The organism is Amycolatopsis sp. Hca4 (assembly GCF_013364075.1).
GTDB lineage: Bacteria > Actinomycetota > Actinomycetes > Mycobacteriales > Pseudonocardiaceae > Amycolatopsis.
Window position 1 is genome coordinate 4323484 of the sequence record NZ_CP054925.1, and the last position, 24705, is coordinate 4348188.

Here is a 24705-nt window from a genome sequence, read left to right on the forward strand (position 1 = left end):
GTAACCCTAGTCGGCGGTACCGACATTTTCGTGCGGTCCGCCGCCCAGTCCACGGACCAGTTCACGGAACTCCAGAAGGGTGATCGAGCCGGCCGGCTCGGCCTCCGCGGTCTCGACGCGCCGTAACCGTTCGGCGGCCAGGCGTTCACCCAATGTCGCATCGAGCGGCAGGAAGGTCATGGTCCGCCGGGTCGCGTCGTCGAGGTCGCCGAAGCGCGGGTGGAAGACGGCGACGTCGACGACGTGCTCGTCGTCGTCCACCTGAGCGACGACCCGGACGTCGGCCAGCGCGATCCGGTGCTCGCCGAGATTCACGGTCACCTCGGTCGGATCGGGCACCGGCGGCACCGAGTCGTGGTACTCCCAGATCGCGTCGTCCGGCGGCGCGGCAGCGCGCCACGCGTCGGTGAACGGCCGCACTTCGGGATCCTCCTGGCCGGTGACGACCAGGGCGTAGATCGCCTGGCGACCACGCTCGAGCGAGAAGTGCAGCCGCGGGTGCAGCGCCTCGACCAGCTGGCAGAGCTCGTGCTCGACGCGGTGTGGCTCGCCCTCGCCGAGTGCCGCGCTGACCATCGGGAGCAGCTCGAACCAGCCGTGCCAGAACGCTTCGGCAGCGGCCGCCGGATCGTCCGGCACGGGCTGCTCGGGCCACGCGGTACGCGGGTCGGGCGGATCGGCGGCGGCGTTCTTGCGGCGGAACAGACGCATGGTTTCGGGTGGTCCTCGTTCGGTCGGCTACCTCGCCAACGCTACTTGCCCGCCGGGGCGGACGTCGGCGAGTTGCCGGATTCCGTCACCAGCCCTCGGGCGGCTCGACGAAGGCTTTGCCGAGGTCTCGGGTGAGCGACAGGGCTCGGCGCATCCATTCCGGCGTCGCGCCGGCAAGGCCGCAGGCGGGCGTCGGCACTGCTCGTTCGGCGAGGACGCTGCGGTTGAACCCGAGCCGGTCGGCCAGCCGGAACGCCGGCTCGCCGACGTCCTTCAGGCTCGGCGAAGCGCCGGACACCGTGGCCGGAACCGCGCCGAGGAACAGCGTGGCCCCGCCGTCCCACACTTCGCCGATCTCGTCGAGGAACGCGGCGGAGGCACCGTCGAGCGCGGCGAGGTCGAAGGCCAGGGCGTCGGCACCGGCCTCCCGCAGCAGGCCGAGGGGTGGTTTCGCGGCGCAGCAGTGCAGGATCACCGGACGGTCGGTGATCCGCCGGGCGCCGTCGATGACGGTCGTGAGCAGCTCACGGGCCTCGGGTGCCGGCACCGCGGGGACGCTCCCGTAGCCGGACGGCGTCGACAGGCCCCCGGCCAGCACCGCGGGCAACGACGGCTCGTCGAACTGGACGACCACCGGCGCACCGGTCCTGGCCTGCACTTCCGCGACATGTTCGGTGAGGCCGTCCAGCAGGGACGACGTGAAGTCCCGCAAGGCCCCGCGATCGGTCAGGACCCGATGCCCGCGGGGCAGTTCGATTCCCGCGCCGAGGGTCCACGGCCCGGCCAGCTGGACCTTGAAGACCGGCGGAGTGACCCCGGCCTTCTCGCGCACCTCTTGGACGGCGTCGAGGTCCCAGCGGAGCAGATCGACGGCCCGGCGATGCTCGTGCCCAGGTCGGGACGCCACCCGGTAGCCACTCGGCACGACGTCGACGGCCAGGTCGACGAGCAGCGCGGCGGTCCGGCCGAGCATGTCCGCGCCGACGCCGCGGGCCGGCAGCTCGGGCAGGTGCGGGAAGTCGGGCAACTCGCCGAACACGACCGCTGCCGCCTCGACAGGATCGGTGCCCGGCATCGAGCCGATCGCCGTCGCAGCCCCGCTGGGCCAGATTCGCTCACTCACGAACACTGATTCTGGTCGACCGCCGCGTCCCGGCACCGGCCGGGGCGCCGGGATGCGGACATTCACCGCATTTCCCTTGACTGGCACCATGAGCGCGTCCGCGACGTTAGGCTGACCGGCCATGACGAGTTCGCCACCGCAGCCGGGCTGGTACCCGGACGCGCGGGACCCCCGTCTGCACCGGTGGTGGGACGGCCAGGCTTGGACCGCCGACACCCGGCCGGCGTACCCCTCGGCACCGCCGAGCGACTCCGCGCCGATCGAGCTGGACATCGAACAAGCGCACGACCCGGCCCGGATCCAGAACCAGGTCAATCGCGCGACACGCGGCCGCGGCGGAGCACGCGCCGGCGGCGGGACCCTGTTCACCGAACCCGTCCTCGTGGTCAACCAGCGAGCCAAGCTGATCGAGATGGCCAACGAGTTCGGCGTCTTCGACCAGCACGGCAACCAGCTCGGCGGGGTCGTCGAGGTGGGGCAGAGCACGCTGAAGAAGGCGATCCGGCTGCTGACCAACTACGACCAGTTCCTGACGCACAAGTTCGAGGTCCGCGACGCCAACCACAGCACCGTCCTCAAGGTGACGCGACCGGCGAAGGTGTTCAAGTCGCGGTTCCTGGTCACCAGGGCCGACGAGACGCCGATCGGCGAGATCGTCCAGGAAAACGTCTTCGGCAAGATCCGGTTCGGTTTCCTCGTCGACGGCCGGCCGGTCGGCGGGATCTTCGCCGAGAACTGGCGTGCCTGGAACTTCTCGATTCGCGACCACGCCGGCACCGAGGTCGCCCGGGTGACCAAGACCTGGGGCGGGTTCCTCAAAGCCGCCTTCACCACGGCCGACAACTACGTCGTCGAGATTCCTCACCCGCTCCCGGATCCGCTCGCCAGCATGGTCGTCGCCGCTGCGTTGACGATTGACACCGCCCTGAAGCAGGACACCGACTGATCGAGTGACCGGCGTCTCATCTTCTCCCGGTGGACAGCGGGCCCGGCACGGCTCAGGGTGAACAAGAGGCCGGGACGCCGCAGTCTCGCCGGGACGGAGGTCACCGTGGAACCGTTGCCGGAAAGCAGCGACAGGAACTGGACCGAGCCCGGGATCTACCAGGTCTCATCCGGCGTCTACCGGATCCCGTTGCCGCTGCCCAACGACGCTCTCCGCGCGGTCAACGTCTACGCGGTCACCGACGGCGAGAAGCTGGTCCTGGTCGATTCCGGATGGGCGCTGACCGTGGCCCGGCAACAGCTCGCCAACGCTCTGAGCGGGATCGGCGCCGAGCTCGCCGACGTGAGCGAGTTCCTCGTCACCCACGTGCACCGGGACCACTATTCGCAGGCAGTGGTCCTCCGACGTGACTTCGGTTCGAAGATCGCCCTCGGCCAGGACGAAGAGCCCTCACTCAAGGCATCCGGCAATCCCGACCGCCTGCCGATGGAGGCCCAGGTCGACCTGTTGTTCCAGGCCGGAGCCGGCGAGGTCGTGGAAGCGCTGGCCAAGCAGTTTGGTACGAGCCGGCGGCACACGGAAGCCGACCTCTGGGAAGCACCCGACGAATGGCTGACCCCGGGCCCGCGGCCGATCCTGCCCGGGCGCGAGTTCGAGGTCGTCGCCACTCCGGGACACACGTCCGGCCATGTCGTATTCGTCGACGACACCGCCGACCTGCTGTTCTCCGGCGACCACGTGCTGCCGCACATCACGCCCTCCATCGGCTTCCAGCCGGTACCGGCCGAGTTGCCGCTCAACGACTTCATCGACTCCCTCCGACTGGTTCGCGCCATGCCCGACCGCCGGATGCTTCCCGCGCACGGCCCGGTGTCCGAAAGCGTGCACACCCGGGTCGACGAGCTGCTGGAACACCATCGGCAGCGGCTCGAAACGATCGCGTCGCAGATCGAGGCGGGTGCGACCTGCGCGTACGAGGCCGCGCTTCGCATCGGCTGGACCCGCCGCAACCGCAAACTGTCCGAAATGGACTCTTTCAATCAGATGCTCGCTGTCCTGGAAACCGCAGCACATCTCGATCTTCTGGCCTCGCAAGGAAAACTGAGCGCCCACGTCGTCGACGGTGTTCGTCGTTACGCACTGACCTGAACCTGCAGCCGACACTATGGGTAGCCACCTCGTAGCAGTTGGGCCGCCGACCGGCCTCCTGCATACTGGGTGAAATGGAAGTCATCCGACGCGCCCGGGCAACGGACATCGAGGCGCTCGTGCGCCTGTTCGGCGCACGAGGCGAACCGCTAGCAGCCGCACTCCGGGAACTCATGAACACGCCCAACGTCACGCTGGTTGTCGCCGAGGACGACAACGGCGTCGCCGGCACCGCGCAGCTGACCCTGCTCAGAGGTCTCGCCTGGGATGGCGCCTCCCGCGGCCTGCTCGAGGGCATTCGTGCCGCTCGGCGCGGCGTGACCAGCGCGCTCCTGACCTGGGGTATCGACGAAGCGCGTCGGCGCGGCTGCACCCGCGTCCACCTCGACTCGGGACTGAACCGCGGCGACCTGCGAGACTTCTATGCGCGCTTCGGCTTCGAGTACAGCTACCAAGGATTCACCCGCGTCCTGTGATACTCAAGCCGTGGCCGACTACACCATCCGCAGGGCACGACGGGAAGACATCGATGCGATCGTGCGAATGCTGGCGGACGACCAGCTCGGCGCCACTCGCGACGACCCCGGCGACCTCGAGCCGTACCTGCGTGCTTTTGACGAGATCGACGCGGATCCGAATCAGCTTCTGGTGGTCGTCGCTTTCGAGGACAGACCTGTCGGCACCTTGCAGCTGACGATCATTCCGGGCCTCGCCAGGCGTGGCGCGCTCAGAGGTCAGATCGAGGCCGTGCGGATCCACGCCGAACACCGGGGCACCGGACTGGGCGCCGACCTCGTCCGATGGGCGATCGACGAGTCGCGGCGGCGCGGGTGCGCCCTCGTGCAACTCACGTCGGACACCTCCAGGACGGAAGCGCACCGGTTCTACGAGCGCCTCGGATTCGTGGCCAGCCATACAGGTTTCAAGCTCAAGCTCTGAGCCGCGACGGCTGCCGCACACACCAAGACCACTATTGTCTATTTTGGACATAGCTACTCCCCCCACTCGCGACGCGAGCGTCACGCCCGCGAACGATGCCCAATGAATTGCGATTCGTCAAGCCGCGAAGGGCGCGAACGGCCCGTTCGTGACGTTTTGATGACTTTCCTCGCAAGCCGTCGTACCGTCGGACTCATGACGTCTTCACAGCCGATCCGCAACATCGTCCCCACCCTCGCCCAGGGCGCCGGCGGCAACCTTCCATTTGTGCTGCAAGCGGTTCGCAACGACCCGAACACGTTGCAGCGCATGGAAGACGAGCAAATTGTCGCTCTGATCCGCGACACCGACGCGGAAGTCTCGAGGCTGCAAGCACTGCAGCTGAGAGCGATAGCAGACCTGAGCGTGCGCCGGAGACGGGCGCCCAGCGCGTCATCGGAAGTCGCGCTGGCTTTGTCCATAACGGAACACCGCGCCAGTGCGATCGTTTCCGCGGCCAACGCACTGATTGCCCGCCTTCCTCGCATGCTGAACCTGATGGACGACGGCCGGCTCGACCTGCATCGCGCCATGAAGGTCACCGACGCGACCGCATGGCTGTCGGGAGAACACGTACGAGTCGTCGACGCGACGCTCGAGCATCGGGTCCCGGGACGAAACGCCACCCAGGTCCGCCGAGCCGCGACCTACGCAGCCGCACAGGCCGATCCCGAGGGCGCTGCGCTCCGCACCGAACGAAAGCTCACTGAGCGGCGGCTCCTCTTGCGCCACCACGACACCGGGGTAGCCCATCTGTCGGTGAACAACGCGCCGGCTGAGAAGGCAAGCGCCGCTTACGCCCGCGTCGACCAGGCTGCCCGGGCGTTGAAGAAGCCGGACGAACCGCGAACGCTGGATCAGCTGCGGGCGGACGTGGCCATCGATCTGCTGCTTAGCGGCAGCGGAGGCCCGAACGAGCGCACCGAGGTCTTCCTGCACATCGACCTCGCCACCTACCTTGGCCTGAATCAGACTCCGGCAACGCTGTCCGGCCGCGGGCCGATTTCGGCCGCGCTGGCCCGCCACATCATCGGCGGGCCCGATACGACCCTGCGCCGGGTGCTCACCGACCCACGAACCGGTCACGCGGTCGAGCTGTCACCGACGCGCTACTCGCTCGAGCGGGACGAGTTCATCCGGGTTCGCGACCAAGAGTGCCGGCATCCTGGCTGCACGCGTCCCGCGCAGAACTGCGGCGTCAAGGCGACTCGCGCGAAGGGCGAGGCCGAAGGCTTTACGGACCAGGCCGTCACCTTCTGCTCTCGGCACGGCAAGCTGAAGGGACTGCCGGACTGGGACTACGAAGTCACGCCGGAAGGTGCCGTCAACGTCACGACACCGACAGGAGAGGTCCATTCGACAACGCAGCCGTCGATGCACCCCGGCCGCAAACGAGCGAACCGGCTACGCAGGAAGTCGCGGAAGTGACAAGCTCAGCGGGTACCCGAGATTTTCGCGCTGCCGAGGACGACATCCCCGCCTTCGGGATCGGGGCGGTAGAGAACGACGACCTGGCCCGGAGCCACGCCACGCAGCGGCTCGCGCAAGTGCACCGTCATGGTGTCGTTGTCCACGTCGGCGACCGCATCGACGATGCCTCCGTGAGCCCTGACCTGGACGACGCATTCGGTGGGCTCGGCCAGCGGCCGGCCGCTGGGCCAGATCGCGCGGTCGGCCTCGATCACCTTGACGCCGAGCCCGGCCGCGGAGCCGACCTTGACGGAGCCAGACACCGGTTCGAGTGAAAGGACGTACCGAGGACGGCCGTCGGGCGCCGGAGCGTCGATTCCCAGGCCCTTGCGCTGGCCGACCGTGAATCCGTGCACCCCGGTGTGCCGGCCGAGCACCGCACCTGTTTCCGCGTCCACGAGCTCGCCGGGACGCTGCCCCAGCCGGTTCTCCAGGAACTTCTTGGTGTCGCCGTCCGGGATGAAGCAGATGTCGTGGCTGTCCGGCTTGTTGGCGACGGACAGTCCCCGGCGCTCCGCTTCGGCACGCACGTCGGTCTTCCAGGAGTCACCCAACGGGAACATGGCGTGGCTGAGCTGCTCGGGCGTCAGCGAGGCAAGCACGTACGACTGGTCCTTGCCGCTGTCCGCGCTACGACGCAACTCGGGCACACCGTCGACCATGGAGAGGCGCGCGTAGTGGCCCGTCGCGACCGCGTCGAATCCCAACGCCATCGCCTTCTCGAGAAGCGCTTCGAACTTGATCTTCTCGTTGCAGGTGACGCAGGGATTCGGGGTGCGTCCGGCGGCGTATTCACCGACGAAGGTTTCGACGACCTCTTCGGTGAAGCGCTCCGCGAAGTCCCAGATATAGAACGGGATGCCGAGGATGTCGGCGGCCCGCCGGGCGTCGTGCGAGTCCTCGATCGTGCAGCACCCGCGCGAGCCGGTCCGCAGAGTTCCCGGTTTGGCGGACAGGGCCAGGTGCACGCCGACGACGTCGTGCCCGGCGTCGACCGCGCGCGCCGCGGCGACCGCCGAGTCCACTCCTCCGCTCATCGCGGCCAAAACCCGCATTGCCTTACACCTCTTGCTTCTGGGTCTGCTTGCGCATTCCGGCGAGGCCAGCCTGCCGGGCGCGCATGACGACGCCACCGATCTCCGCGGCCACAGCCTCGACGTCCGCGGCGGTGGATGTGTGGCCGAGAGAGAAACGGAGCGAACCGCGGGCCGCCGCCGGGTCGGCCCCCATGGCGAGCAGCACGTGACTCGGCTGGGCGACACCTGCTGTGCACGCGGATCCCGTCGAGCACTCGATGCCCTTGGCGTCGAGCAGCATCAAAAGGCTGTCGCCGGCGCACCCGGGAAAGGTGAAGTGAGCATGGCTGGGCAGCCTTTCGCCTTCTCCACCGTTGAGGACTGCGTCGGGCACCTCGCGTTGGACGGCCTCGACGAGCCCGTCTCGAAGCTCCTCGACGCGCTTCGCGTACTCGGCTCGGGTGACGACGCTGAGTCGGACAGCAGCCGCGAATCCCAGGATCGCCGGGACGTCCAGGGTGCCGGAGCGGACATTGCGCTCCTGACCTCCGCCGTGCAGCAGGGGCGAGCACGGTACGTCACGGCCGAGCAGAAGCGCTCCTACGCCGATCGGGCCGCCGAGCTTGTGACCGGTCAGCGTGAGCGCAGCGGCGCCGCTGGCGGCGAAGTCGACCGAAACCGCGCCGACGGCCTGGACCGCGTCGGTGTGGAAGGGGATGTCGAACTCGGCGCACACTGCTGCCAGCTCGGCGATCGGGTTGATCGTGCCGACCTCGTTGTTCGCCCACATCACGGTGGTCAACGCCACGTTCTCGGGCTCCGCGGCGATGGCTGCCCGGAGGACGTCAGGCGACACTCGCCCCTGGCTGTCCACCTCGAGGAGCGTCACCTCGGCGCCGCAGTGGGCCTCGAGCCACTCCACGGTGTCGAGCACGGCGTGGTGCTCCGCGGCACCGCACAGGATGCGACGCCGCTGCTCCTGTTCGCCACGGCGAGCCCAGTAGATGCCCTTGATCGCGAGGTTGTCGCTCTCGGTGCCTCCGCCGGTGAAGATCACCTCGGAGGGACGGGCGCCCAGCGCCTCGGCGATCGTCTCCCGGGCTTCTTCGACCATCCGGCGGGCCCGGCGGCCCGAAGAGTGCAGCGCCGAGGCGTTGCCCACGGTGGACAGCGCCTCGGTCATCGCCGCTATGGCTTCGGGCAACATCGGCGTGGTTGCCGCGTGGTCGAGATAGGTCATCGCTGTTCCAGGGTAGTCCGCTCCAGCGCGTGACCAAGTCCACCCTGGCTCTCGAAGTGGGCTGTCACACCTTTGACGGCCACCGCCCGGTCAGCCTGACCCCCACCATCGCCAGCCCGACCAAGGCCACGGTGAGCAGGGCCATCGCCGGCGACGGATCGAGCACCGAGCCCACCACACCGAGCAGAACCCCGCCCAGACCGATGAGCAGCGCGGAACCGACCCAGTCCGCGAGCTGGACCGCCGAGGTGTTGAACCCGCGCTCGCCTTCGGGTGAGTAGCGGAGCAGGAGGACGGAAATCGCGGGCATCGCGATCCCCATGCCTGCGCCACCGACCGCGCACGCCACGAATGCGACCCAGCCGGGGCACCACGGCTGCGAAACCAGACCGAAGCAGACCAGCCCCGCCGCCACCAGCAGGAATCCGGTGCGTAGCGACGCCTCCCGCGACCAGCCGAGGTACCGGCCCTGGGCCGCCGACGCCGCGGACCAGCCCAAAGCCGTGATCGTCAGCGGCAGGCCGGCGAGAGCGGGGCCGTAACCGTGGACCGCCGTCATCGTCAGCGGGAGATACGCCTCCATGCCCGCGTAGGCCCCGGCGATCAGGGCGCGGGAGGCGACAACCGTCGGCAGACCTGGGCGCGATGTCAACGTACCGGCCGGCAGCAGCGTCCGGAGCGCGTAGCCCAGGGCGATCAGCCCCACCGTGCCGTAGCCGAGCGCGACCAGTGACTGGTGCTGAGCGGCCCAGGTCAACGCCGCGACGCCGAGCGCGGCGATGATCGCCTGCGGGACGCTCGCCCGCCGCCCGCCCGTGGCAGGTTCGTGCGCCGGCAGGCGTCGGACGACCACCACCAGCATGAGGACGCCGATCGCCACGAGCGGGACCAAGCCGAGGAAGACCCAGCGCCAGCCGACGCTGACCGTCACGACTCCGGCCACCGACGGTCCGATGACCGCCGGCAGGACCCAGGCCGCGGCATTCGCCGCGTAGATGACCGGGCGTTCGTGGTCGGTGAAGGTCAGGGCGATCAGCAGGGAGACCGAAACCAGGAGCAATCCCGAGCCGAAGCCCTGCAAGGCGCGGCCGAGCAGGAGCATCGGCATGCCGCTCGCCGTCCCCGCGACCACCAGGCCGGCCGCGAACAGCAAGGGACCGGCGAGCAGCGCCGGCGCCGGTCCGAGGCGGTCGCCCAGCCGGCCCGACAGCACGGTGGCGACCACGCTGGAGATCAGGAAGATCGTGAACGGCCACGAATAGAGGGACAGCCCGTGGAGGTCGGCGACCAGCGTGGGCATCGCCGTCGCCACGCCCATGCTCTCGAACGCGACCAAGGTGACGACCAGCAGCAGCGCGATCGTGGTCAGCCGGTGTTCCGCGCTCCAGAGCACACTGCGGCGGCGAGGTGCGGAGTCGATCGTCGAGGCCATGATCAGCAGCGTGCAACCTCCAGCTCGCTGGAGGTCAAGGCGGTCAGGCGGAGCGGTGCACGACCGGTTCCAGCGGCAGGTCACGGGCCAGGGCGGCAGCCTCGCCGCGGGAACTCACGTCCAGCTTGTCCAGGATGTTGCGGACGTGGAACTTCACCGTGTGCTCGCTGAGCTGCAGCTGTCCGGCGATCTGCCGGTTGCGCAGCCCCTGGGAGATGCCCGACAGGACCTCCAGCTCGCGCGGGTTGAGCCGATCGAGCGGACGCAGTTCCGGCGGCTCGGCCACGCCGAGCGGGAGGGACGCGGTGACCGTCGTCCCCCAGTTCGGTACGGCGTCGATCTCCCAGTGGCCGCCGAGGGCCGTGAGCCGCTCGGTCAGGCCTCGGGGTGGGATCGCGTCGGCGACTTGGGGGCAGTCGTCGCGAACGGTGATCCGCAGCACCGGGCCGTCCACGCGCCAGGACGCCCGCAGCCGGGTGGTCGCGGGGCGGTCCAGGGCGGCGAGCACCAGGCCACGGGTCAGGGTGCGCGCCGTGTGGGCGATGTCCTGCGGGAGGGCGGCGTCGCCGATCGGGTCGGCGAGGTCGACGTCGACCTCCGTGTGCCGGACCAGGTCGGCCAGCTGGGTCTTGAGGGTCACAAAGGCCGCGTCCACCTGCTCCGCGGACATGGCCTGGTCGCGGTCGATGACGCCTTTGAGCTCCAGCAGCGCGTCGGCGGCGAGGTCGACCGCGGTGCGGCGGGCGACGGTGTCGGAGAGCCGGCCGGAGCGGAGGACCGACAGGAGCGTCATCAGGGTGGCCGCGTGTGTCTGGCCGAGGTCGGTGATCACCTGGGCGCGTGCCGAGGTCGCGGCGAGGCTGCTGGCCAGGACGTCCGGTCCCGGGTCCGTCGCCCGCTGGCCGGCGTCGGTGCTCACGATGTGCCACAGCCGGGCCGCCAGCTCCAGCTCCGCGGTCGGCGGGTCCGCTTCCTCCGGCACGACGGCGAGCACCGCGCCCCGGCCGACTGCCGGAGTCGATGCGAGCAGGATCAGGCGGCGCTCGATGCCGCCGAGCACGCCATCGATCACCAACGCCTTGCCCGGCTCGCTGCGCTCGACCAGCCGCTGCAGCTCGACGCTCGTCACGGTCTGCGTGATCGCTTCGTCGCCGATGGCCTTGAGCGGGCTCCGGGGGCAGTCGGCGGTCTGCATCGCCGCCGCGCGGTGGGGGATCAGCCGGGCCAGCTCGGCGGTGAACCGGCTGAGCAGGTGGGGCCGCGGGGCCGACAGGAGCCGCTCGACGACGTCCAGCACGTGCCGCGGATCCGACCAGGATGCGTCCATGGCTCCCAAGGTAGGCCCGTCCGGGATCCGGCGACCTGCTCGTCCGGCTAGTGAACACTGCTCGTCCGGGCGGTTCGGCGACTCCGCCGCGCGAGTTGACTTCCAGGAGAGGACATTCGAACCGAAGGTCACGGACCAAGGAGCGAGACACCACCATGAGAGCGATCACCTTCTCCGCATACGGCGGACCGGAAGTCCTGCAGCTGTCCGACGTCCCGGTGCCGGAGCCGGGTCCCGGGCAGGTGCGGCTGGCCGTGCGGGTCGCCGGGGTCAACCCGATCGACTGGAAGATCCGCAACGGCGCCATGCAGCAGAACTTCCCGATCGCGTTTCCGCACATCCCGGGTGCCGAGGTCGCCGGGGTCGTCGACGCCGTCGGGGAGGGCGCGGACTTCGCCGTGGGTGACGAGGTCTTCGGCTGGTCGGAGACCGGCGCCTACGCCGAGTACGCGCTCGCGAAGGCGATCGCGCCGAAGCCCGCGAGCATTTCGTGGGCGGATGCCGCCACGTTGCCGGTCGCCGGCGAGACCGCGCTCCGCGTCCTCGGGCAGCTCGGGGTCCGCGAGGGTGAGACGCTCGTGCTCCTCGGCGCCAGCGGGACGGTCGGGCGGTTTGCCGCCCAGGTGGCCGTTGCGCAAGGGGTGACCGTCGTCGGGACCGGGGGCAGCCGGAGTCTCGACGACCTCAAGTCGCTGGGTGTGGTGCCCGTCCTTTATGGCGACGGGTGGGTCGAGCGGGTGCGGGAGGCCACGTCAGGGAAGGTGGACGCCGTGTTCGACGCTGCCGGGCACGGGGTGCTGCCGGGGTCCGTCGAGCTGCGGGGCGGCAAGGACCGGATCATCACCATCGCGGACCCGGCCGCGTTCGAACTGGGGATCCCGTTCTCCAGCGGAGGCGAGCAGAGCCGTGAGGTCCTCACCGGGATCGCCGGCTGGGTGACCGACCGCGGGGTCGGCATCGCGCAGGGCAAGAGCTATCCGCTGGCCGAGGCGGCCGCGGCGCAGGTCGAAAGCGAGGACGGGCACCCTGGCGGAAAACTGACCATCACCGTCGGCTGACCGAAGACCGAGCCCAATCCGGGCCTGTCGCCGGATCGCGGCGACAGGGCCCGGATCACTTCGCGAGAGGCGAAGCCAGTGGGGCCGCCTGACGGCGCGAGGCCCGGCGGCGCTGCTGGGCCGGGATCTGCACCGTGCCCAACGCGGAATGGACCGCCGCCTCGGCGAGGTCGGCCAGCTCGCGACGGGTCTCCGCACGGCCGGGGGCGATCTCGGGGCAGACGTGGATTTCGAGCACCAGACCGCGCAGGGCCGCGACCCGGCGCAGAGACGCGATCAGCGACTCCGGCCCGATGAACGCCGGGCGGCTGGTCTCACGGCCGTCGGCGAGGCGGTAGCGCAACGCGATCGGGCGCACCGGGACGCCGCCGTCGATGGCCGCCTGGAACGTCGCCGTCGTGAAGCGGCCCGAGGCCAGGCCGCACCACGTCGTGCCCTCCGGGGTCACGCTCACCAGGGAGCCCGTCCGGAGCGCGTCGGCCAGCGACGCCATCGTGGCCGGCAACGTCGTCAGCCGCTCGCGGTCGAGGAAGATGCTGCCGCCGCGGCGGACCAGGCCGCCCAGCACCGGCCAGTCCGCGATCTCCTTCTTGGCCAGCGCGCGCATCGGCCGCAGCGCGTTGATCGCGACGATGTCCAGCCACGAGATGTGGTTGTTGACCACCAGCGCGCCCCGGCCGGCGGGCGCGGTCAGGAAGTCGGCGCCGCCCCGGATGTCGAGGCGGACGCCGAACGCCCGCAGCACGCCGCGGAAGATCAGCCGGAGCAGGCGATCGCGACCCGGGGCGACCAGCAGCAGGGGCGCGGACACCAGCGCCGCGACGACCACCGAGATCGCCGCCGCGAAACGCAGGACCCGACGCGGGAGACCGACGACCGGGTCGTCGGCGGTGAGGCAGCCGTCGCCGCAGGGCGAAGCCGGCATCCAGGCGTGGCTCATCCCTGGGCCCCGAGGAAGAACTTGAGGTACCGCTCGTCGACGTTCTGCAGGTCCAGGACCACGAAGAAGTCCGCGACGCCGAAGTCGGCGTCCAGCGCGGGCGGCCCGTAGGCCTTGGCGCCGAGCCGGATGTAGCCCTTGATCAGCGGCGGCAGCGTGGGCCGCGCCGGGCGCTCGATGCCCGAGGTGTCCCACGGGATCAGCGGCGTGACGCGCGCGTCCTCGGCGGAGTAGTGCTTGGTGCGCAGGATGTCCCACACGCCGGCGGCGGAGGAGCCGCCGTCCGCCAGCGGGACGGAGGCGCAGCCGGCGAGGTACCGGTGGCCGGACAGCAGCATGTAGCGGGCGATCCCGGCCCAGACCAGGCTGACGACGGCGCCGCTGCGGTGATCCGGGTGCACGCACGACCGGCCGGTTTCGACCAGCGACGGGCGCAGGCCCTCGATCGCCGCCAGGTCGAACTCGCTGTCGGCGTAGAGCTTCCCGGCCTGGGCGGCGCGCTCCGGCGGCAGCATGCGGTAGCAGCCGACGATCTCGCCCGTGTTGTCGTCGCGGACGACGAGGTGGTCGCAGAACTCGTCGAACTCGTCGACGTCGAGACCGGGCCGCAGGGAGTGGAGGTGCGCACCCATTTCCTCGGCGAAAACCCGGTACCGGAGTTTTTGCGCAGCGACCACTTCGTCGTTGGCGTGCGCGACGAGAAGCGAGTACCTAGGGGCGTCGGCGGGGAGCTGGACACCCGCCTGATCAGTGCTGACGAGGAGCTGTGACGTCGTCATGGTCAAGGTGTACCTGCGGGTTGGCAGCCGCGGAGAGTGCCATCCGATGACCGATCAGTGCATGTTCGGTGAATGGCGGGTTCTCAGGCTCCTCTCAGGTCCCGGAAACGCGCGAAGGGCCCTCCGGGAGTTCCCGGAGGGCCCTTCGGAACGAGGCTCAGCCCTTGCGCTTGTCGACCGCTTCGGTCAGCTGCGGCGCGACGTTGAACAGGTCGCCGACGATGCCGAAGTCGGCGATCTCGAAGATCGGCGCCTCCGGGTCCTTGTTGACGGCGATGATCGTCTTCGACGTCTGCATGCCGGCGCGGTGCTGGATCGCGCCGGAGATGCCGAGCGCGATGTACAGCTGCGGCGAGACCGTCTTGCCGGTCTGGCCGACCTGGAACTGCGCCGGGTAGTAGCCGGAGTCGACGGCGGCACGCGAGGCGCCGACAGCCGCGCCGAGCGAGTCGGCCAGCTTCTCGACGACGTCGAACTTCTCCGCCGAACCGACGCCGCGGCCACCGGAGACCACGATCGAGGCCTCGGTCAGCTCCGGCCGGTCGCCGCCGGTGACCGGCTCGACGCCGGTGATCTTCGTCGCCTTCGCCGCGTCGACGGCGGGCAGCTCGACGGTCTCCTCGGCCGCCGCGCCCTCGGCGGGCTCGGCCTCGACCGCACCCGGGCGGATCGAGACGACCGGCGCGCCCTTCGCGGACTTGGACTTGACCGAGAACGCGCCACCGAAGATGGACTGGTCGATGACGCCGTCGCCGTTGACGCCCACGGCGTCGTAGATCAGGCCGGAGCCCAGGCGCACGGCCAGGCGGGCGGCGACCTCCTTGCCCTCACCGCTGGCGGTGACGAGCACGGCGGCCGGGGACGCCGACTGCGCGAGCGCGGCGAGCACGTCCACCTTGGGCGTGACCAGGTAGTTCGCGGCGTCGTCGCCTTCCGCGACATACACCTTGGCGGCGCCGTGCGAGGCCAGCGCCTGCTTCGCCTTGGCGGCGGTCCCGGTCGGGCCGACGACGACGGCCGACGGCTCACCGAGCGCGCGGGCGGCGGTCAGCAGCTCGAGCGTGACCTTCTTGACCTCACCGTCGACGTGGTCGACGAGGACGAGTACTTCAGCCATGGTTCCAGTTCCTCCTCGAAGACCGTTGTCAGATGAGCTTCTGGCCGACGAGGTACTCGGCGACCTTGGTGCCGCCGTCGCCCTCGTCCTCGACCTTCTCGCCGGCGGTGCGCGGCGGCTTCGGCGCGGACTCGGTCACCTGCGACCACGCGTTGGCGAGACCGACCTCGCCCGCGTCGATGCCCAGGTCGGCGATGGTGAACGTCTCGACCGGCTTCTTCTTCGCGGCCATGATGCCCTTGAAGGACGGGTAGCGCGGCTCGTTGATCTTCTCGCCGACGCTCACGATCGCGGGCAGGCTCGCCTCGAGGTGGGTCAGGCCGTCCTCGGTCTCGCGGGTGGCCTTGATCGTCGAGCCGTCGACGGTGACCTCACGCACGTAGGTGACCTGCGGCAGGCCCAGCAGCTCGGCGAGGATCGCCGGAATGGCGCCGCCGCGGCCGTCGGAGGACTCGTTGCCGGCGATGACCAGGTCGAAGCCCTCGACCTTGCCGATCGCGGCGGCGAGCACCTTGGCGGTGGCGATCGCGTCGGAGCCGTGCAGGGCCTCGTCGGAGACGTGGATGGCCTTGTCGGCGCCCATGGACAGGGCCTTGCGGATGGCGTCGGTCGCGCGGTCCGGGCCCACCGAGATCACGGTGACCTCGCCCTCGCCGGCTTCCTTGATCTTCAGCGCTTCTTCGACGGCCTTCTCGTTGATCTCGTCGAGCACGGCGTCGGCGGATTCGCGGTCAAGGGTGTTGTCGGACCCGTTGAGCTTCCGCTCCGAGTAGGTGTCCGGTACCTGCTTGACCAGGACGACGATGTTGGTCATGGGTCTGCTTCGACCTCCCGGTTCGTGGCCCGCGGACGGACCACGGGACAGTGCTCTACTGGCCGGTAGATTAGGGCCAATCGGCGCCGAGGACCCGTCGAGGTGACGCCATTCACCTGGATGCGCAATTTAGTGGGACGATCGTCCCGGTAGTCGACCGGTTACCCCACCCGAACCACCGTTCGTCCGATCGGACCAACCACGGCCTACTGCCGGTGGGTGTCAGGCATTAACCTCCCCCACCATGCCCTCGCGCATCGCCGTCATCACCGACTCGAGCTCCTGCCTGCCCGATCTCATCGCTTCTCGCTGGGCGATCGGCGTCGTCCAGATCCAGCTGAGCCTGGGCGGCCACTACGACGACGAGAACCGCTTCGACCGCGGCGAGGTGATCGACGCCATGAGAGCCGGGCAGGTGATCACCACAGCGCCCCCGGACCCGGGGGCGTTCTTCTGGGCGTACCAGGAGGCGGCCACCGCCGGCGCGACCGCCATCGTCAGCATCCACATCTCCGGCCGCATGTCCGACACCGTCCGCGCGGCGCGCGAGGCCGCCCAGCAGGTCCGCGTCCCGGTGCACATCCTGGACAGCCGGACCACCGGCATGAGCCTCGGCTTCGCCGCCGTGTCCGCCGCGCGGGCGGCCGCGGCCGGCGCGGACGCGGCCCGGGTCATCGAAGCCGCCGAACGCCGCTGCCTCACCAGCACCGAGTTCATCTACGTCGACACCCTCGAGTACCTCCGCCGCGGGGGGCGCATCGGTGCCGCGCAGGCCATGCTCGGTAGTGCGTTTTCGATCAAACCGCTGCTCACGGTCAAGGACGGCGAGGTCGCACCCCTCGCCAGGGTGCCGGGCACCCGGCGCGCGCTGGCCAAGATGGTGGACCTCGCGGTGAAGAAGTCCGGCGGCTTCCGCGCCGACATCGCCGTCACCCGGTTCGGCGCCAGCGACCACGAGCTGGAGATCGGCAGGCAGATCGAACGCCGGGTGCCGGCGATGGTCGAGAGCATGGTCGTCGAGGCGAGCACGGTCATCGGCGCCCACCTCGGCCCCGGCGCGCTCGGCATCACGGTGTCGCCGGTCGGCTGACCCGCCGCGCCGGAATCAGCAGGACCACGAGCGGCAGGAGCACGCCGAACCCGGTCGTCCCGACGATCAGCACCTGGTCGATTCGCGGGAAGTGCGCGATGTGGCCGAGGTGGTAGAGGAAGTGCGGGACGCCGAACAGCAACGCCGCGACGGCCGCGAGCCGCGCGACCGCTGTGGTGCCGATCACGGCGGCTCCGATCAGCAGGGCCGCGAGCGCCAGGTTGAGGCCGCCGAAGTCGCGCAGGAGGTGCTCGTTGAACGCGCCGTCCATCGCCACCCAGCCTGCGCGGAAGCCGGGAAAGTCCTGGTAGAAGCCGGTCGGCGAGACCAGTGGCCAGATTCCGACCACGGCTTCGACCAGGCCGAAGACGACGAGCAGTGCGCGGGTGATGGTCCGTTGCATGACCACGGAACGAGACGGCCGGGCCGGACGTGACACCCGCTATGGTCGCGAAGGTGACCACCCCAGCCACCCGGGCCGAGGCGCTGCACCTCACCGGCGAACGGACCGTCCCCGGCATCGCCGAGGAAAATTACTGGTTCCGGCGCCACGAAGCCGCGTACGCCGCCCTGCTCCCCCACTGCGCGGACGCGACGGTGCTCGAGGCCGGCTGCGGCGAAGGTTACGGCGCGAGCCTCCTCGCGACCACGGCCCGCCGGGTGCTCGCCCTGGACTACGACGTCCCGACGACCGAACACGTCGCCCGCCGCTACCCCGAGGTCGCCGTGGCGCGGGCGAACCTGGCGTTCCTCCCGGTCCGGGACGGCGCGGTCGACGTCGTCGCCAACTTCCAGGTCATCGAGCACCTGTGGGATCAGGCCGGCTTCCTCGCCGAGTGCCGTCGGGTGTTGCCGGAAAACGGCAAACTGCTGGTCACGACGCCGAACCGGCTGACCTTCACCCCGGACAGCGACACACCGCTGAACCCGTTCCACACCCGCGAGCTGGCGCCGTCCGAGCTGGCCGGGCTGCTCACCGACGCCGGCTTCGAGGTCGAGACCCTGCACGGGCTGCACCACGGTGAGGCCGTGCAGGCCCTCGACGAGCGGTACGGCGGCTCGATCATCGACGCCCAGCTGGACGTGGTCATGGGCAAGCTGCCGGGCCAGGCCGAGTGGCCGGACGCCCTGCTCGCCGACGTCGCCGCGATCGAGGCCACCGGGTTCGACATCCACGGCGAGGACCTCGACGCGAGCTTCGACCTGATCGCCGTGGCGGTGCGCCGATGAGCGAGGGCACCTTCTGCCTCGTCGTGCACAGCCACCTGCCGTGGCTGCCGCACCACGGGAGCTGGCCGGTCGGCGAAGAGTGGCTCTACCAGGCGTGGGCGCACTCCTACCTGCCGATGGTCGAGCTCCTGGAACGCTTCGCCGCCGAAGGCCGCCGGGACGTGCTGACGCTCGGCGTGACGCCGGTGCTCGCCGCCCAGCTCGACGACCCGTACAGCATCCGGGCGTTCCACGACTGGCTCGGCCACTGGCAGCTGCGCGCCCAGCACGCGGCGACGCTGTGGCGCGGCGATCCGCTGCTGCGCGAGCTCGCCGCGGCCGAGTACCTGACCGCCGTCCGCGCGGCCGAAGAACTCGGGAGCCGGTGGCGGCACGGGTTCTCCCCCCTCCTTCGTCCATTGGTCGACAATTCGACGATCGAGCTGCTCGGCGGGCCCCTCGCGCACCCGTTCCAGCCGCTGCTGGACCCGCGGGTCCGGGAGTTCGCCCTCAACGGCGGGCTCGCCGACACGGCCCTGCGGCTGGGGACGCGACCCGAGGGAATCTGGGCCCCCGAGTGCGGCTACGCGCCTGGTATGGAAAACGACTACGCGGCCGCGGGCGTCCGGCGGTTCCTGGTCGACGGCCCGTCGCTGCGCGGCGAGACCTGGGCGGCGAGGCCCGTCGGCGACACCGACGTCCTCGCCTTCGGCCGGGATCTCGAAGTCACCTACCGCGTCTGGTCGCCGAAGGCCGGCTACCCCGGCCACGCCGCCTACCGCGACTTCCACACCTGGCAGCACGAGGTCGGGCTCAAGGCCGCGCGCGTCACCGGGAAGACGGTCGAGCCGCAGGACAAGGCGCCGTACGACCCGTCGCTCGCTGCCGATGTGCTGGGGACGCACGTCAAGGACTTCGTCGACACCGTCGTGACGCGGCTGCGGTCGCTGAAGCGGCAACACGGCCGTGAAGCGCTCGTGGTTGCCGCGTACGACACGGAGCTGTTCGGGCACTGGTGGCACGAGGGACCGGCCTGGCTGGAGGGCGTGCTGCGCGCGCTGCCGGAGGCCGGCGTGCGGGTGACGACGCTGAAGGGCGCGATGGAAGCCGGCCACGTCGGCGCGCCCATCGACCTGCCCGCGTCCTCGTGGGGGTCGGGCAAGGACTGGCGCGTCTGGGACGGCGAGCAGGTCAAGGACATGGTCGCCGCCAACAGCGCGCTGCAGGAGCGGCTGCTCGACCTGGCCCGGGGGCTGGACCGGACGGCGCGGGACGTCGTCGCCGACCAGGCCGTCGCCGAGGCGATGCTGGCGCTGGAGAGCGACTGGGCGTTCATGGTCACCAAGGACTCGGCCGCGGACTACGCCCGTCGTCGCGCGGTGGTCCACACCGAGCGCTTCGACACGCTGGCCGGGCTGCTGCGCCGCGGCGACCGCGCGCGGGCGGAGGAGCTCGCCGCGGCCTACCGGGCCGACGACGGACCGTTCGGGCACCTCGACGCCCGGGCGCTGAAGCACGACTGAAAGGGACGCACCTCCATGGGGATCCACGAAATTCCGCTCAAGACCCTCGACGGGCGGGACAGCTCGCTGGGCGAGTACGCCGGCAAGGCGCTGCTCGTGGTCAACGTCGCGTCGAAGTGCGGCCTGACCCCGCAGTACTCGGGTCTCGAGCGGCTGCAGGAACGCTTCGGCGGGCAGGGCTTCTCCGTTGTCGGTTTTCCGTGCAACCAGTTCGCCGGCCAGGAACCGGGCAGCGCGGAGGAGATCCAGACGTTCTGCTCGACGACCTACGGCGTCACGTTCCCGCTGTTCGAGAAGATCGACGTCAACGGCGAAGACCGGCACCCGCTCTACGCCGAGCTGACCGAGACCGCGGACGCCGAGGGCACCGCGGGCGACGTCCAGTGGAACTTCGAGAAGTTCCTGATCGGCGCCGACGGCGAGGTCCTGGCGCGGTTCCGGCCGCGCACCGAGCCGGAGGACGAGACGGTCGTCAAGGCCATCGAGGCCGCGCTGCCGGCTTGATCCCCACGGCGGGGGACGCCGGTCCCCCGCCGTGGCCGGGATCAGGACGAACCCGCCTCGATCACCGCCCGCACGCACTTCGCGACCACCGCCGGATCCACCTTGACCACGCGGCGGTCGTAGGTGAGCAGCCCGTTGACCTCGTTTTCGACATCCGTGGTCTGCGTGTAGACGGCCCCGGACAAGCCGCGTTCCACGACCACCCGCTCGAGGGCCGCGCTCACCTCGGCGTAGCGCTCGGTGAGGCGCTCCCGCGTCGGCGTCATCTCGTACGCGTTGGGCGGGCCGGGCCAGCAGTGGTCGTCCAAAACCAAGGCCGCCGTACTCGCCGTCGACGATCGCGCGGCCGTCGCGCACCGACGGCGTCCCCGGGCCCACGTACGTGTGGTCGTCGTAGACGTCACCCGCGCCGCTGTCCGGCCGCGAAAAACAGCAGTTGACGCCGCTGTTCGCGATCACCAGCCGGGTGGGGTCCAGGGCTTTGACCGATTCCGCGACACGGGCGGTGTCGAACTCGCCCCAGCCCTCGTTGAACGGGACCCAGCCGACGATCGACGGGACCGCCTGCAGCTGCGCCACCATTTCGGCGAGCTCCGCCTCGAACCGCTCGCGCGCCCGCGGGGCCGGGTCCGGCGCGATCCCGGGCGGGCCGTCGAACGACACGGTCAGCGACGGCATGTCCTGCCAGACGACCAAGCCCAGCGTGTCGGCCCAGAAGTACCAGCGGGCCGGCTCGACCTTGACGTGCTTGCGGACGAAGTTGAAGCCCAGCTCCTTCGTCTTTTCGAGGTCGAACCTCAGGGCTTCGTCGGTGGGCGCGGTCGAGATCCCGTCCGGCCAGTAGCCCTGGTCGAGCGGTCCGTGCAGAAAAGTGACACGGCCGTTGAGCGCGATCCGCGGGCGTCCCCGCTCGTCCGGGACCAGGCCGATCGTCCGCAGTCCGGCGTAGCTGCCGACCTCGTCCGAAATCGAACCACGCTCGTCGAGCAGCTGGACGCGCAGCGAGTACAGGTGCGGGTCGTCGGGAGTCCAGAGCCGCGGCGAAGGCACATCCACGCGCACCGCGGTCCCGGCCGCGCCGGACGCCCGTGCGACCTCGACGTCGTTTGCCGAAATGATGACAACGACCTCGGCGCCGCCGGTGACCTGCGGGAACACCGTCACTCCGGTCAGGTCCGGAGTGAGGTCGAGCCGGTCGATCCGGACCTCGGGGACCGGCTCCAGCCACACCGTTTGCCAGATTCCGGACGACGGCGTGTAGCAGATTCCGCCGGGCTCGTTGCGCTGCTTCCCGACCGGGAAGGTCTCGATGTCCGTGCGGTCCTCGGCGCGGACGGTCAGCTCCTGCGGTCCCTCGGTGCGCAGGACATCGGTGATGTCGGCGCTGAACGCCGTGTAGCCGCCTTCGTGAGTGGCGACGAGCTGGTTGTTGACCCAGACCTTCGCCGTCTGGTCGACCGCGCCGAAGTGCAGGAGCACCCGTGAGCCGCGCCAGCCGGCCGGGACCTCGAAGAGGCGCCGGTACCAGAGGACTTCGTCGCGTCGTCGAATTCCGGACAACGCCGATTCCGGCGGGAACGGGACCAGGATGCGCTCGGCGTAGCCGGACGGCCGTGGTTCGCCCGGCGACGACGGCCAGCCCGCGTACTCCCAGACGCCGTTGAGGTTCAGCCAGCGAGGCCGCGTCAGCTGCGGCCGCGGGTACTCGGGCAGGGCGTTGTCCGGAGCGACGTCGCCGCTCCACGGGGTCGGCAGGGGCGGCTCGAGCCGGCGCCAGCCGGGGTCCTCGGGAGAAGTCATCCCGGTCGATGGTGGCAGAGATCGTCACCCCCGCCAGTGATCGGGATCACATGTGAACACTTCGCGAGCACGGGCGCGTCGACGCCTCCTGACTCGCGAGTAACCTCTGCCCATGCGAGTGCTGATGCTGTCCTGGGAGTACCCGCCCGTGGCCATCGGGGGCCTGGCCCGGCACGTCCACGCGCTCGCGACGCACCTCGCCCGCCAGGGCCACGAGGTCGTGGTGCTCTGCCGGCACGCCGCGGGCACCGACGCCGGGACGCATCCCCGCACCGACCGCGTCGTCGAGGGCGTGCGGATCATCCGGGTCGCCGAGGACCCGATGCACGTGACCTTCGAACGGGACCTCGTCGCCTGGACGCTGGCCATGGGCCACGCCATGATCCGCGCCGCGCAGGACCTGCTGCGGACCTGGCAGCCCGACGTCGTCCACGCGCACGACTGGCTGGTCGCCCACCCGGCCATCGCGATCGCCGAGGCCGCGCGGGTGCCGCTGGTCGGCACCATCCACGCGACCGAAGCAGGGCGGCACTCCGGGTGGCTGTCGCACCCGCTGAACCAGCAGGTCCACTCGGTGGAGTGGTGGCTGGCGAACCGCGCCGACGCGCTGATCACCTGCTCGCAGGCGATGCGGCGCGAGGTCGCGTACCTCTTCGAGGTCGAGGCGGACGACGTCACGGTGATCCACAACGGGATCGAGGAGCGTGGCTGGCAGGTGCCCGCGGACGAGATCGCCCGCGCCCGCGAGGTCTACAGCCCGGCCGGTGCGCCGCTGTTGCTCTTTTTCGGACGACTCGAGTGGGAGAAGGGCGTGCAGGACCTGCTGGCCGCCCTCCCCCGCATCCGGCGCCGCCACCCGGGCACCCGCGTGGTCGTTGCCGGAAAAGGACGACACTTCGACGAGCTGGTCGAACAGGCGCGGAAACTGCGGGTGCGGCGGGCGGTCGACTTCGTCGGGCACCTCTCGGACCGCGACCTCCGCGCGGCGCTGGCCGCGGCCGACGCCGTGGTGCTGCCCAGCCGGTACGAGCCGTTCGGCATCGTCGCCCTGGAGGCCGCGGCCGCGAAGGCGCCGCTGGTCGCGTCGACGGCCGGCGGCCTCGGCGAAGTCGTCGTCCACGGTGAGACCGGCCTGGCGTTCAGCCCCGGCGACGTCGCCGCACTGGCCGACGCGGTGACGACGGTGCTCTCCGACGCCGACGCGGCGGCCGAGCGGGCGCAGGCCGCGCAGTCCCGGCTGGCCGCGGACTTCGATTGGGGCCGGATCGCCGAAGCGACGGCCGAGGTCTACCGGCGAGCGAAGCCGGGCGAACCGGTCGAGCTGCCGCGGCCCAAGATCGCGACCGGCAACGCCTTCGAGCCGGTGCCGGCCGGGATCCCGGAAGTCTAGGTAGCCGCGGCCTCAGAACCGGCAGGGCCGGAAGCAGTCCGGACGGGCCTGGACGGGCGTTGTCGTGATTCCGTCCACGGTGGACGCGAGCGACAACACGACGAAGAAAACGGCGACGGCAGCTCTCAACCTGCTGGTCATGGGGACTCCTCGGGGAACGGCGGCGCGATCGGCGCCTCGCAGCGAGCATCCGCGTCACCACCCCGCGAAACAATAAGCGGAACAGCACGGGCCGATACGTATTCGCCTTCCGTGATCGGTTCGTCCGGTTCACCGGCTTCCGGTCAGCAACCGGACCCGGACGTGTTCCCGCAGCGGCCCGTGCGGGGCGACCGCCGCCCGGATGCGCTCGGTGAACGCCGGCCGCGCATCCGGGGCGGGCAGCTGGTCGGGGCTCATTGCCGAAAAAACGCCACCGGCCAATTCGTCGACGCTGAGCGGTGCGGAGTACTCGACGACCGTCGAGCTCACGGCGTACCCGGCGGCCGCGAGGGCCTTCGCGTACCGCTCCTGGCTCGCGTCGTCGGTGCCGCAGGTCCGGTGGACCAGCGTACCGAGGTAGGCGGAGACGACGTCCCGCAGCGCCGCCGACCACGGCGTGTCCTGCAGCCACAGCGGCTCGCCGTTGGTCACCACCGCGACTCCGCCGCCCGGACGCAGCAGGGGGCGGACCGCCGCGAACAGCCGCTCGTGGTCCATCCAGTGCAACGCCTGCGCGACCGTCACCGCGGCCAGGCGCCGCGGACCGAGGACGGCCTGCAGCGCACCGACGTCGGAGTCCGCGCCCAGCAGCCAGCCGACGTTCGGCTCCGCCGTCGCCCGCCGGGCCTGGGCCAGCATCGCCGGCTCCGGGTCCATGCCCAGCACGGCGCCGACCCGGGGCGCCAGGGCCCGGGTGAGCTGGCCGGTGCCGCAGCCGAGGTCCAGGACCAGGTCGTCGCCGCTCAGCGCGAACGCCGTGGCCAGCACGTCCGCCACCTCGGATGGATAGCCGCGGCGGAAGCGCTGGTAGTACTCGCTCACTTCGCCGCCGAACGTCGACGTGGTCATTTTTCGAGCATGCCCAGGGCCAAGGCCGGCCGGGCGCCG

At 70.6% G+C, this 24705-nt stretch carries 25 protein-coding genes and 1 pseudogene; 12 read left to right on the top strand and 14 right to left on the bottom strand.

Features of this window, described 5'->3' with window-relative positions; genetic code table 11:
* Positions 1-6: 6 nt before the first annotated feature.
* On the bottom strand, positions 7-711 hold the full coding sequence (locus HUT10_RS18815; protein ID WP_176172410.1) for a hypothetical protein: 705 nt from the start codon (positions 709-711) through the stop codon (positions 7-9).
* Positions 712-796: 85 nt separating this feature from the next.
* A complete protein-coding gene (locus HUT10_RS18820; protein ID WP_176172411.1) occupies positions 797-1834 on the bottom strand; it encodes a methionine synthase in 1038 nt (345 codons plus the stop codon).
* A 121-nt stretch (positions 1835-1955) separates the two neighbouring features.
* On the opposite strand from HUT10_RS18820, the gene HUT10_RS18825 reads away from it, so the two are divergent.
* From HUT10_RS18825 to HUT10_RS18845, 5 genes are all read left to right on the top strand, one after another.
* The gene (locus tag HUT10_RS18825) at positions 1956-2780 is read left to right on the top strand and encodes a phospholipid scramblase-related protein (RefSeq protein ID WP_176172412.1); all 825 of its coding nucleotides are present in this window, start codon (positions 1956-1958) and stop codon (positions 2778-2780) included.
* Positions 2781-2885: 105 nt separating this feature from the next.
* On the top strand, positions 2886-3929 hold the full coding sequence (locus HUT10_RS18830) for an MBL fold metallo-hydrolase (protein ID WP_176172413.1): 1044 nt from the start codon (positions 2886-2888) through the stop codon (positions 3927-3929).
* A gap of 74 nt (positions 3930-4003) precedes the next feature.
* Positions 4004-4405: a GNAT family N-acetyltransferase gene (locus tag HUT10_RS18835; protein ID WP_176172414.1), complete on the top strand. Its 402-nt coding sequence runs from the start codon at positions 4004-4006 to the stop codon at positions 4403-4405.
* A gap of 10 nt (positions 4406-4415) precedes the next feature.
* Positions 4416-4868, top strand: a complete 453-nt coding sequence (locus HUT10_RS18840) for a GNAT family N-acetyltransferase (RefSeq protein ID WP_176172415.1) — start codon at positions 4416-4418, stop codon at positions 4866-4868.
* Between the two features lie 195 nt (positions 4869-5063).
* Complete coding sequence (locus HUT10_RS18845; RefSeq protein ID WP_176172416.1) at positions 5064-6335, top strand: DUF222 domain-containing protein; 1272 nt, start codon at positions 5064-5066, stop codon at positions 6333-6335.
* Positions 6336-6340: 5 nt separating this feature from the next.
* On the opposite strand, the gene mnmA is transcribed toward HUT10_RS18845, so the two are convergent.
* From mnmA to HUT10_RS18865, 4 genes are all read right to left on the bottom strand, one after another.
* Positions 6341-7432, bottom strand: a complete 1092-nt coding sequence (gene mnmA, locus HUT10_RS18850) for a tRNA 2-thiouridine(34) synthase MnmA (RefSeq protein ID WP_176172417.1) — start codon at positions 7430-7432, stop codon at positions 6341-6343.
* Between the two features lie 4 nt (positions 7433-7436).
* Positions 7437-8633: a cysteine desulfurase family protein gene (locus HUT10_RS18855; protein ID WP_176172418.1), complete on the bottom strand. Its 1197-nt coding sequence runs from the start codon at positions 8631-8633 to the stop codon at positions 7437-7439.
* Positions 8634-8697: 64 nt separating this feature from the next.
* Complete coding sequence (locus tag HUT10_RS18860) at positions 8698-10065, bottom strand: MFS transporter (protein ID WP_176172419.1); 1368 nt, start codon at positions 10063-10065, stop codon at positions 8698-8700.
* 43 nt (positions 10066-10108) lie between these two features.
* Entirely contained in the window at positions 10109-11392 is a 1284-nt protein-coding gene (locus HUT10_RS18865; protein WP_176172420.1) for a LuxR C-terminal-related transcriptional regulator, read from the bottom strand.
* A gap of 155 nt (positions 11393-11547) precedes the next feature.
* On the opposite strand from HUT10_RS18865, the gene HUT10_RS18870 reads away from it, so the two are divergent.
* Entirely contained in the window at positions 11548-12450 is a 903-nt protein-coding gene (locus HUT10_RS18870; protein ID WP_176172421.1) for an NADP-dependent oxidoreductase, read from the top strand.
* Positions 12451-12505: 55 nt separating this feature from the next.
* On the opposite strand, the gene HUT10_RS18875 is transcribed toward HUT10_RS18870, so the two are convergent.
* Together HUT10_RS18875 and HUT10_RS18880 are read right to left on the bottom strand one after the other, a co-directional pair.
* The gene (locus HUT10_RS18875) at positions 12506-13390 is read right to left on the bottom strand and encodes a 1-acyl-sn-glycerol-3-phosphate acyltransferase (protein WP_176172422.1); all 885 of its coding nucleotides are present in this window, start codon (positions 13388-13390) and stop codon (positions 12506-12508) included.
* A complete protein-coding gene (locus tag HUT10_RS18880; RefSeq protein WP_254896931.1) occupies positions 13387-14022 on the bottom strand; it encodes a GNAT family N-acetyltransferase in 636 nt (211 codons plus the stop codon). Before HUT10_RS18880 ends, HUT10_RS18875 begins: the two co-directional genes overlap by 4 nt.
* Between HUT10_RS18880 and HUT10_RS51065 the strand changes: the two genes are divergently transcribed.
* Complete coding sequence (locus tag HUT10_RS51065) at positions 14011-14160, top strand: hypothetical protein (RefSeq protein ID WP_254896932.1); 150 nt, start codon at positions 14011-14013, stop codon at positions 14158-14160. The genes HUT10_RS18880 and HUT10_RS51065 overlap by 12 nt on opposite strands.
* 166 nt (positions 14161-14326) lie before the next feature.
* Here the strand turns inward: HUT10_RS51065 and HUT10_RS18885 are convergent, their stop codons facing one another.
* Positions 14327-15286: an electron transfer flavoprotein subunit alpha/FixB family protein gene (locus tag HUT10_RS18885; protein ID WP_176172424.1), complete on the bottom strand. Its 960-nt coding sequence runs from the start codon at positions 15284-15286 to the stop codon at positions 14327-14329.
* 28 nt (positions 15287-15314) lie between these two features.
* Positions 15315-16100: an electron transfer flavoprotein subunit beta/FixA family protein gene (locus tag HUT10_RS18890; protein WP_176172425.1), complete on the bottom strand. Its 786-nt coding sequence runs from the start codon at positions 16098-16100 to the stop codon at positions 15315-15317.
* A 244-nt stretch (positions 16101-16344) separates the two neighbouring features.
* Between HUT10_RS18890 and HUT10_RS18895 the strand changes: the two genes are divergently transcribed.
* Positions 16345-17190 carry a DegV family protein gene (locus tag HUT10_RS18895; RefSeq protein ID WP_176172426.1) on the top strand — a complete coding sequence of 282 codons (846 nt, stop codon included), beginning with the start codon at positions 16345-16347 and terminating at the stop codon, positions 17188-17190.
* Here the strand turns inward: HUT10_RS18895 and HUT10_RS18900 are convergent.
* Entirely contained in the window at positions 17168-17593 is a 426-nt protein-coding gene (locus HUT10_RS18900) for a hypothetical protein (RefSeq protein WP_176172427.1), read from the bottom strand. The genes HUT10_RS18895 and HUT10_RS18900 overlap by 23 nt on opposite strands.
* 53 nt (positions 17594-17646) lie before the next feature.
* Between HUT10_RS18900 and HUT10_RS18905 the strand changes: the two genes are divergently transcribed.
* The 3 genes from HUT10_RS18905 to HUT10_RS18915 are packed head-to-tail and all read left to right on the top strand — an operon-like array spanning position 17647 to position 20426.
* On the top strand, positions 17647-18420 hold the full coding sequence (locus HUT10_RS18905) for a bifunctional 2-polyprenyl-6-hydroxyphenol methylase/3-demethylubiquinol 3-O-methyltransferase UbiG (protein ID WP_176172428.1): 774 nt from the start codon (positions 17647-17649) through the stop codon (positions 18418-18420).
* Complete coding sequence (locus tag HUT10_RS18910) at positions 18417-19922, top strand: glycoside hydrolase family 57 protein (RefSeq protein ID WP_176172429.1); 1506 nt, start codon at positions 18417-18419, stop codon at positions 19920-19922. Before HUT10_RS18905 ends, HUT10_RS18910 begins: the two co-directional genes overlap by 4 nt.
* Positions 19923-19937: 15 nt before the next feature.
* Positions 19938-20426 carry a glutathione peroxidase gene (locus tag HUT10_RS18915; RefSeq protein WP_176172430.1) on the top strand — a complete coding sequence of 163 codons (489 nt, stop codon included), beginning with the start codon at positions 19938-19940 and terminating at the stop codon, positions 20424-20426.
* A 41-nt stretch (positions 20427-20467) separates the two neighbouring features.
* Here HUT10_RS18915 and HUT10_RS18920 read toward each other — a convergent pair.
* Positions 20468-22226 (bottom strand): annotated as a pseudogene (locus HUT10_RS18920) (glycoside hydrolase family 2 protein).
* 112 nt (positions 22227-22338) lie between these two features.
* Here HUT10_RS18920 and HUT10_RS18925 point away from each other — a divergent pair.
* Entirely contained in the window at positions 22339-23616 is a 1278-nt protein-coding gene (locus tag HUT10_RS18925) for a glycosyltransferase family 4 protein (RefSeq protein ID WP_176172431.1), read from the top strand.
* A 12-nt stretch (positions 23617-23628) separates the two neighbouring features.
* Here HUT10_RS18925 and HUT10_RS51855 read toward each other — a convergent pair whose 3' ends face one another.
* Both HUT10_RS51855 and HUT10_RS18930 read right to left on the bottom strand, forming a co-directional pair.
* The gene (locus tag HUT10_RS51855; RefSeq protein WP_303246969.1) at positions 23629-23757 is read right to left on the bottom strand and encodes a hypothetical protein; all 129 of its coding nucleotides are present in this window, start codon (positions 23755-23757) and stop codon (positions 23629-23631) included.
* Positions 23758-23886: 129 nt separating this feature from the next.
* Complete coding sequence (locus HUT10_RS18930; protein ID WP_176172432.1) at positions 23887-24666, bottom strand: trans-aconitate 2-methyltransferase; 780 nt, start codon at positions 24664-24666, stop codon at positions 23887-23889.
* Positions 24667-24705: the final 39 nt, after the last annotated feature.

Bases quoted from the DNA above. Each gene is read 5' to 3' on its own strand.
- HUT10_RS18815 (WP_176172410.1), bottom strand. From the start codon at position 711: ATGCGTCTGTTCCGCCGCAAGAACGCCGCCGCCGATCCGCCCGACCCG.
- HUT10_RS18825 (WP_176172412.1), top strand. From the start codon at position 1,956: ATGACGAGTTCGCCACCGCAGCCGGGCTGGTACCCGGACGCGCGGGAC.
- HUT10_RS18835 (WP_176172414.1), top strand. From the start codon at position 4,004: ATGGAAGTCATCCGACGCGCCCGGGCAACGGACATCGAGGCGCTCGTG.
- HUT10_RS18845 (WP_176172416.1), top strand. From the start codon at position 5,064: ATGACGTCTTCACAGCCGATCCGCAACATCGTCCCCACCCTCGCCCAG.
- mnmA (WP_176172417.1), bottom strand. From the start codon at position 7,432: ATGCGGGTTTTGGCCGCGATGAGCGGAGGAGTGGACTCGGCGGTCGCC.
- HUT10_RS18855 (WP_176172418.1), bottom strand. From the start codon at position 8,633: ATGACCTATCTCGACCACGCGGCAACCACGCCGATGTTGCCCGAAGCC.
- HUT10_RS18860 (WP_176172419.1), bottom strand. From the start codon at position 10,065: ATGGCCTCGACGATCGACTCCGCACCTCGCCGCCGCAGTGTGCTCTGG.
- HUT10_RS18865 (WP_176172420.1), bottom strand. From the start codon at position 11,392: ATGGACGCATCCTGGTCGGATCCGCGGCACGTGCTGGACGTCGTCGAG.
- HUT10_RS18870 (WP_176172421.1), top strand. From the start codon at position 11,548: ATGAGAGCGATCACCTTCTCCGCATACGGCGGACCGGAAGTCCTGCAG.
- HUT10_RS18875 (WP_176172422.1), bottom strand. From the start codon at position 13,390: ATGAGCCACGCCTGGATGCCGGCTTCGCCCTGCGGCGACGGCTGCCTC.
- HUT10_RS18880 (WP_254896931.1), bottom strand. From the start codon at position 14,022: ATGGGTGCGCACCTCCACTCCCTGCGGCCCGGTCTCGACGTCGACGAG.
- HUT10_RS18885 (WP_176172424.1), bottom strand. From the start codon at position 15,286: ATGGCTGAAGTACTCGTCCTCGTCGACCACGTCGACGGTGAGGTCAAG.
- HUT10_RS18890 (WP_176172425.1), bottom strand. From the start codon at position 16,100: ATGACCAACATCGTCGTCCTGGTCAAGCAGGTACCGGACACCTACTCG.
- HUT10_RS18895 (WP_176172426.1), top strand. From the start codon at position 16,345: ATGCCCTCGCGCATCGCCGTCATCACCGACTCGAGCTCCTGCCTGCCC.
- HUT10_RS18900 (WP_176172427.1), bottom strand. From the start codon at position 17,593: ATGCAACGGACCATCACCCGCGCACTGCTCGTCGTCTTCGGCCTGGTC.
- HUT10_RS18910 (WP_176172429.1), top strand. From the start codon at position 18,417: ATGAGCGAGGGCACCTTCTGCCTCGTCGTGCACAGCCACCTGCCGTGG.
- HUT10_RS18915 (WP_176172430.1), top strand. From the start codon at position 19,938: ATGGGGATCCACGAAATTCCGCTCAAGACCCTCGACGGGCGGGACAGC.
- HUT10_RS18925 (WP_176172431.1), top strand. From the start codon at position 22,339: ATGCGAGTGCTGATGCTGTCCTGGGAGTACCCGCCCGTGGCCATCGGG.
- HUT10_RS51855 (WP_303246969.1), bottom strand. From the start codon at position 23,757: ATGACCAGCAGGTTGAGAGCTGCCGTCGCCGTTTTCTTCGTCGTGTTG.
- HUT10_RS18930 (WP_176172432.1), bottom strand. From the start codon at position 24,666: ATGACCACGTCGACGTTCGGCGGCGAAGTGAGCGAGTACTACCAGCGC.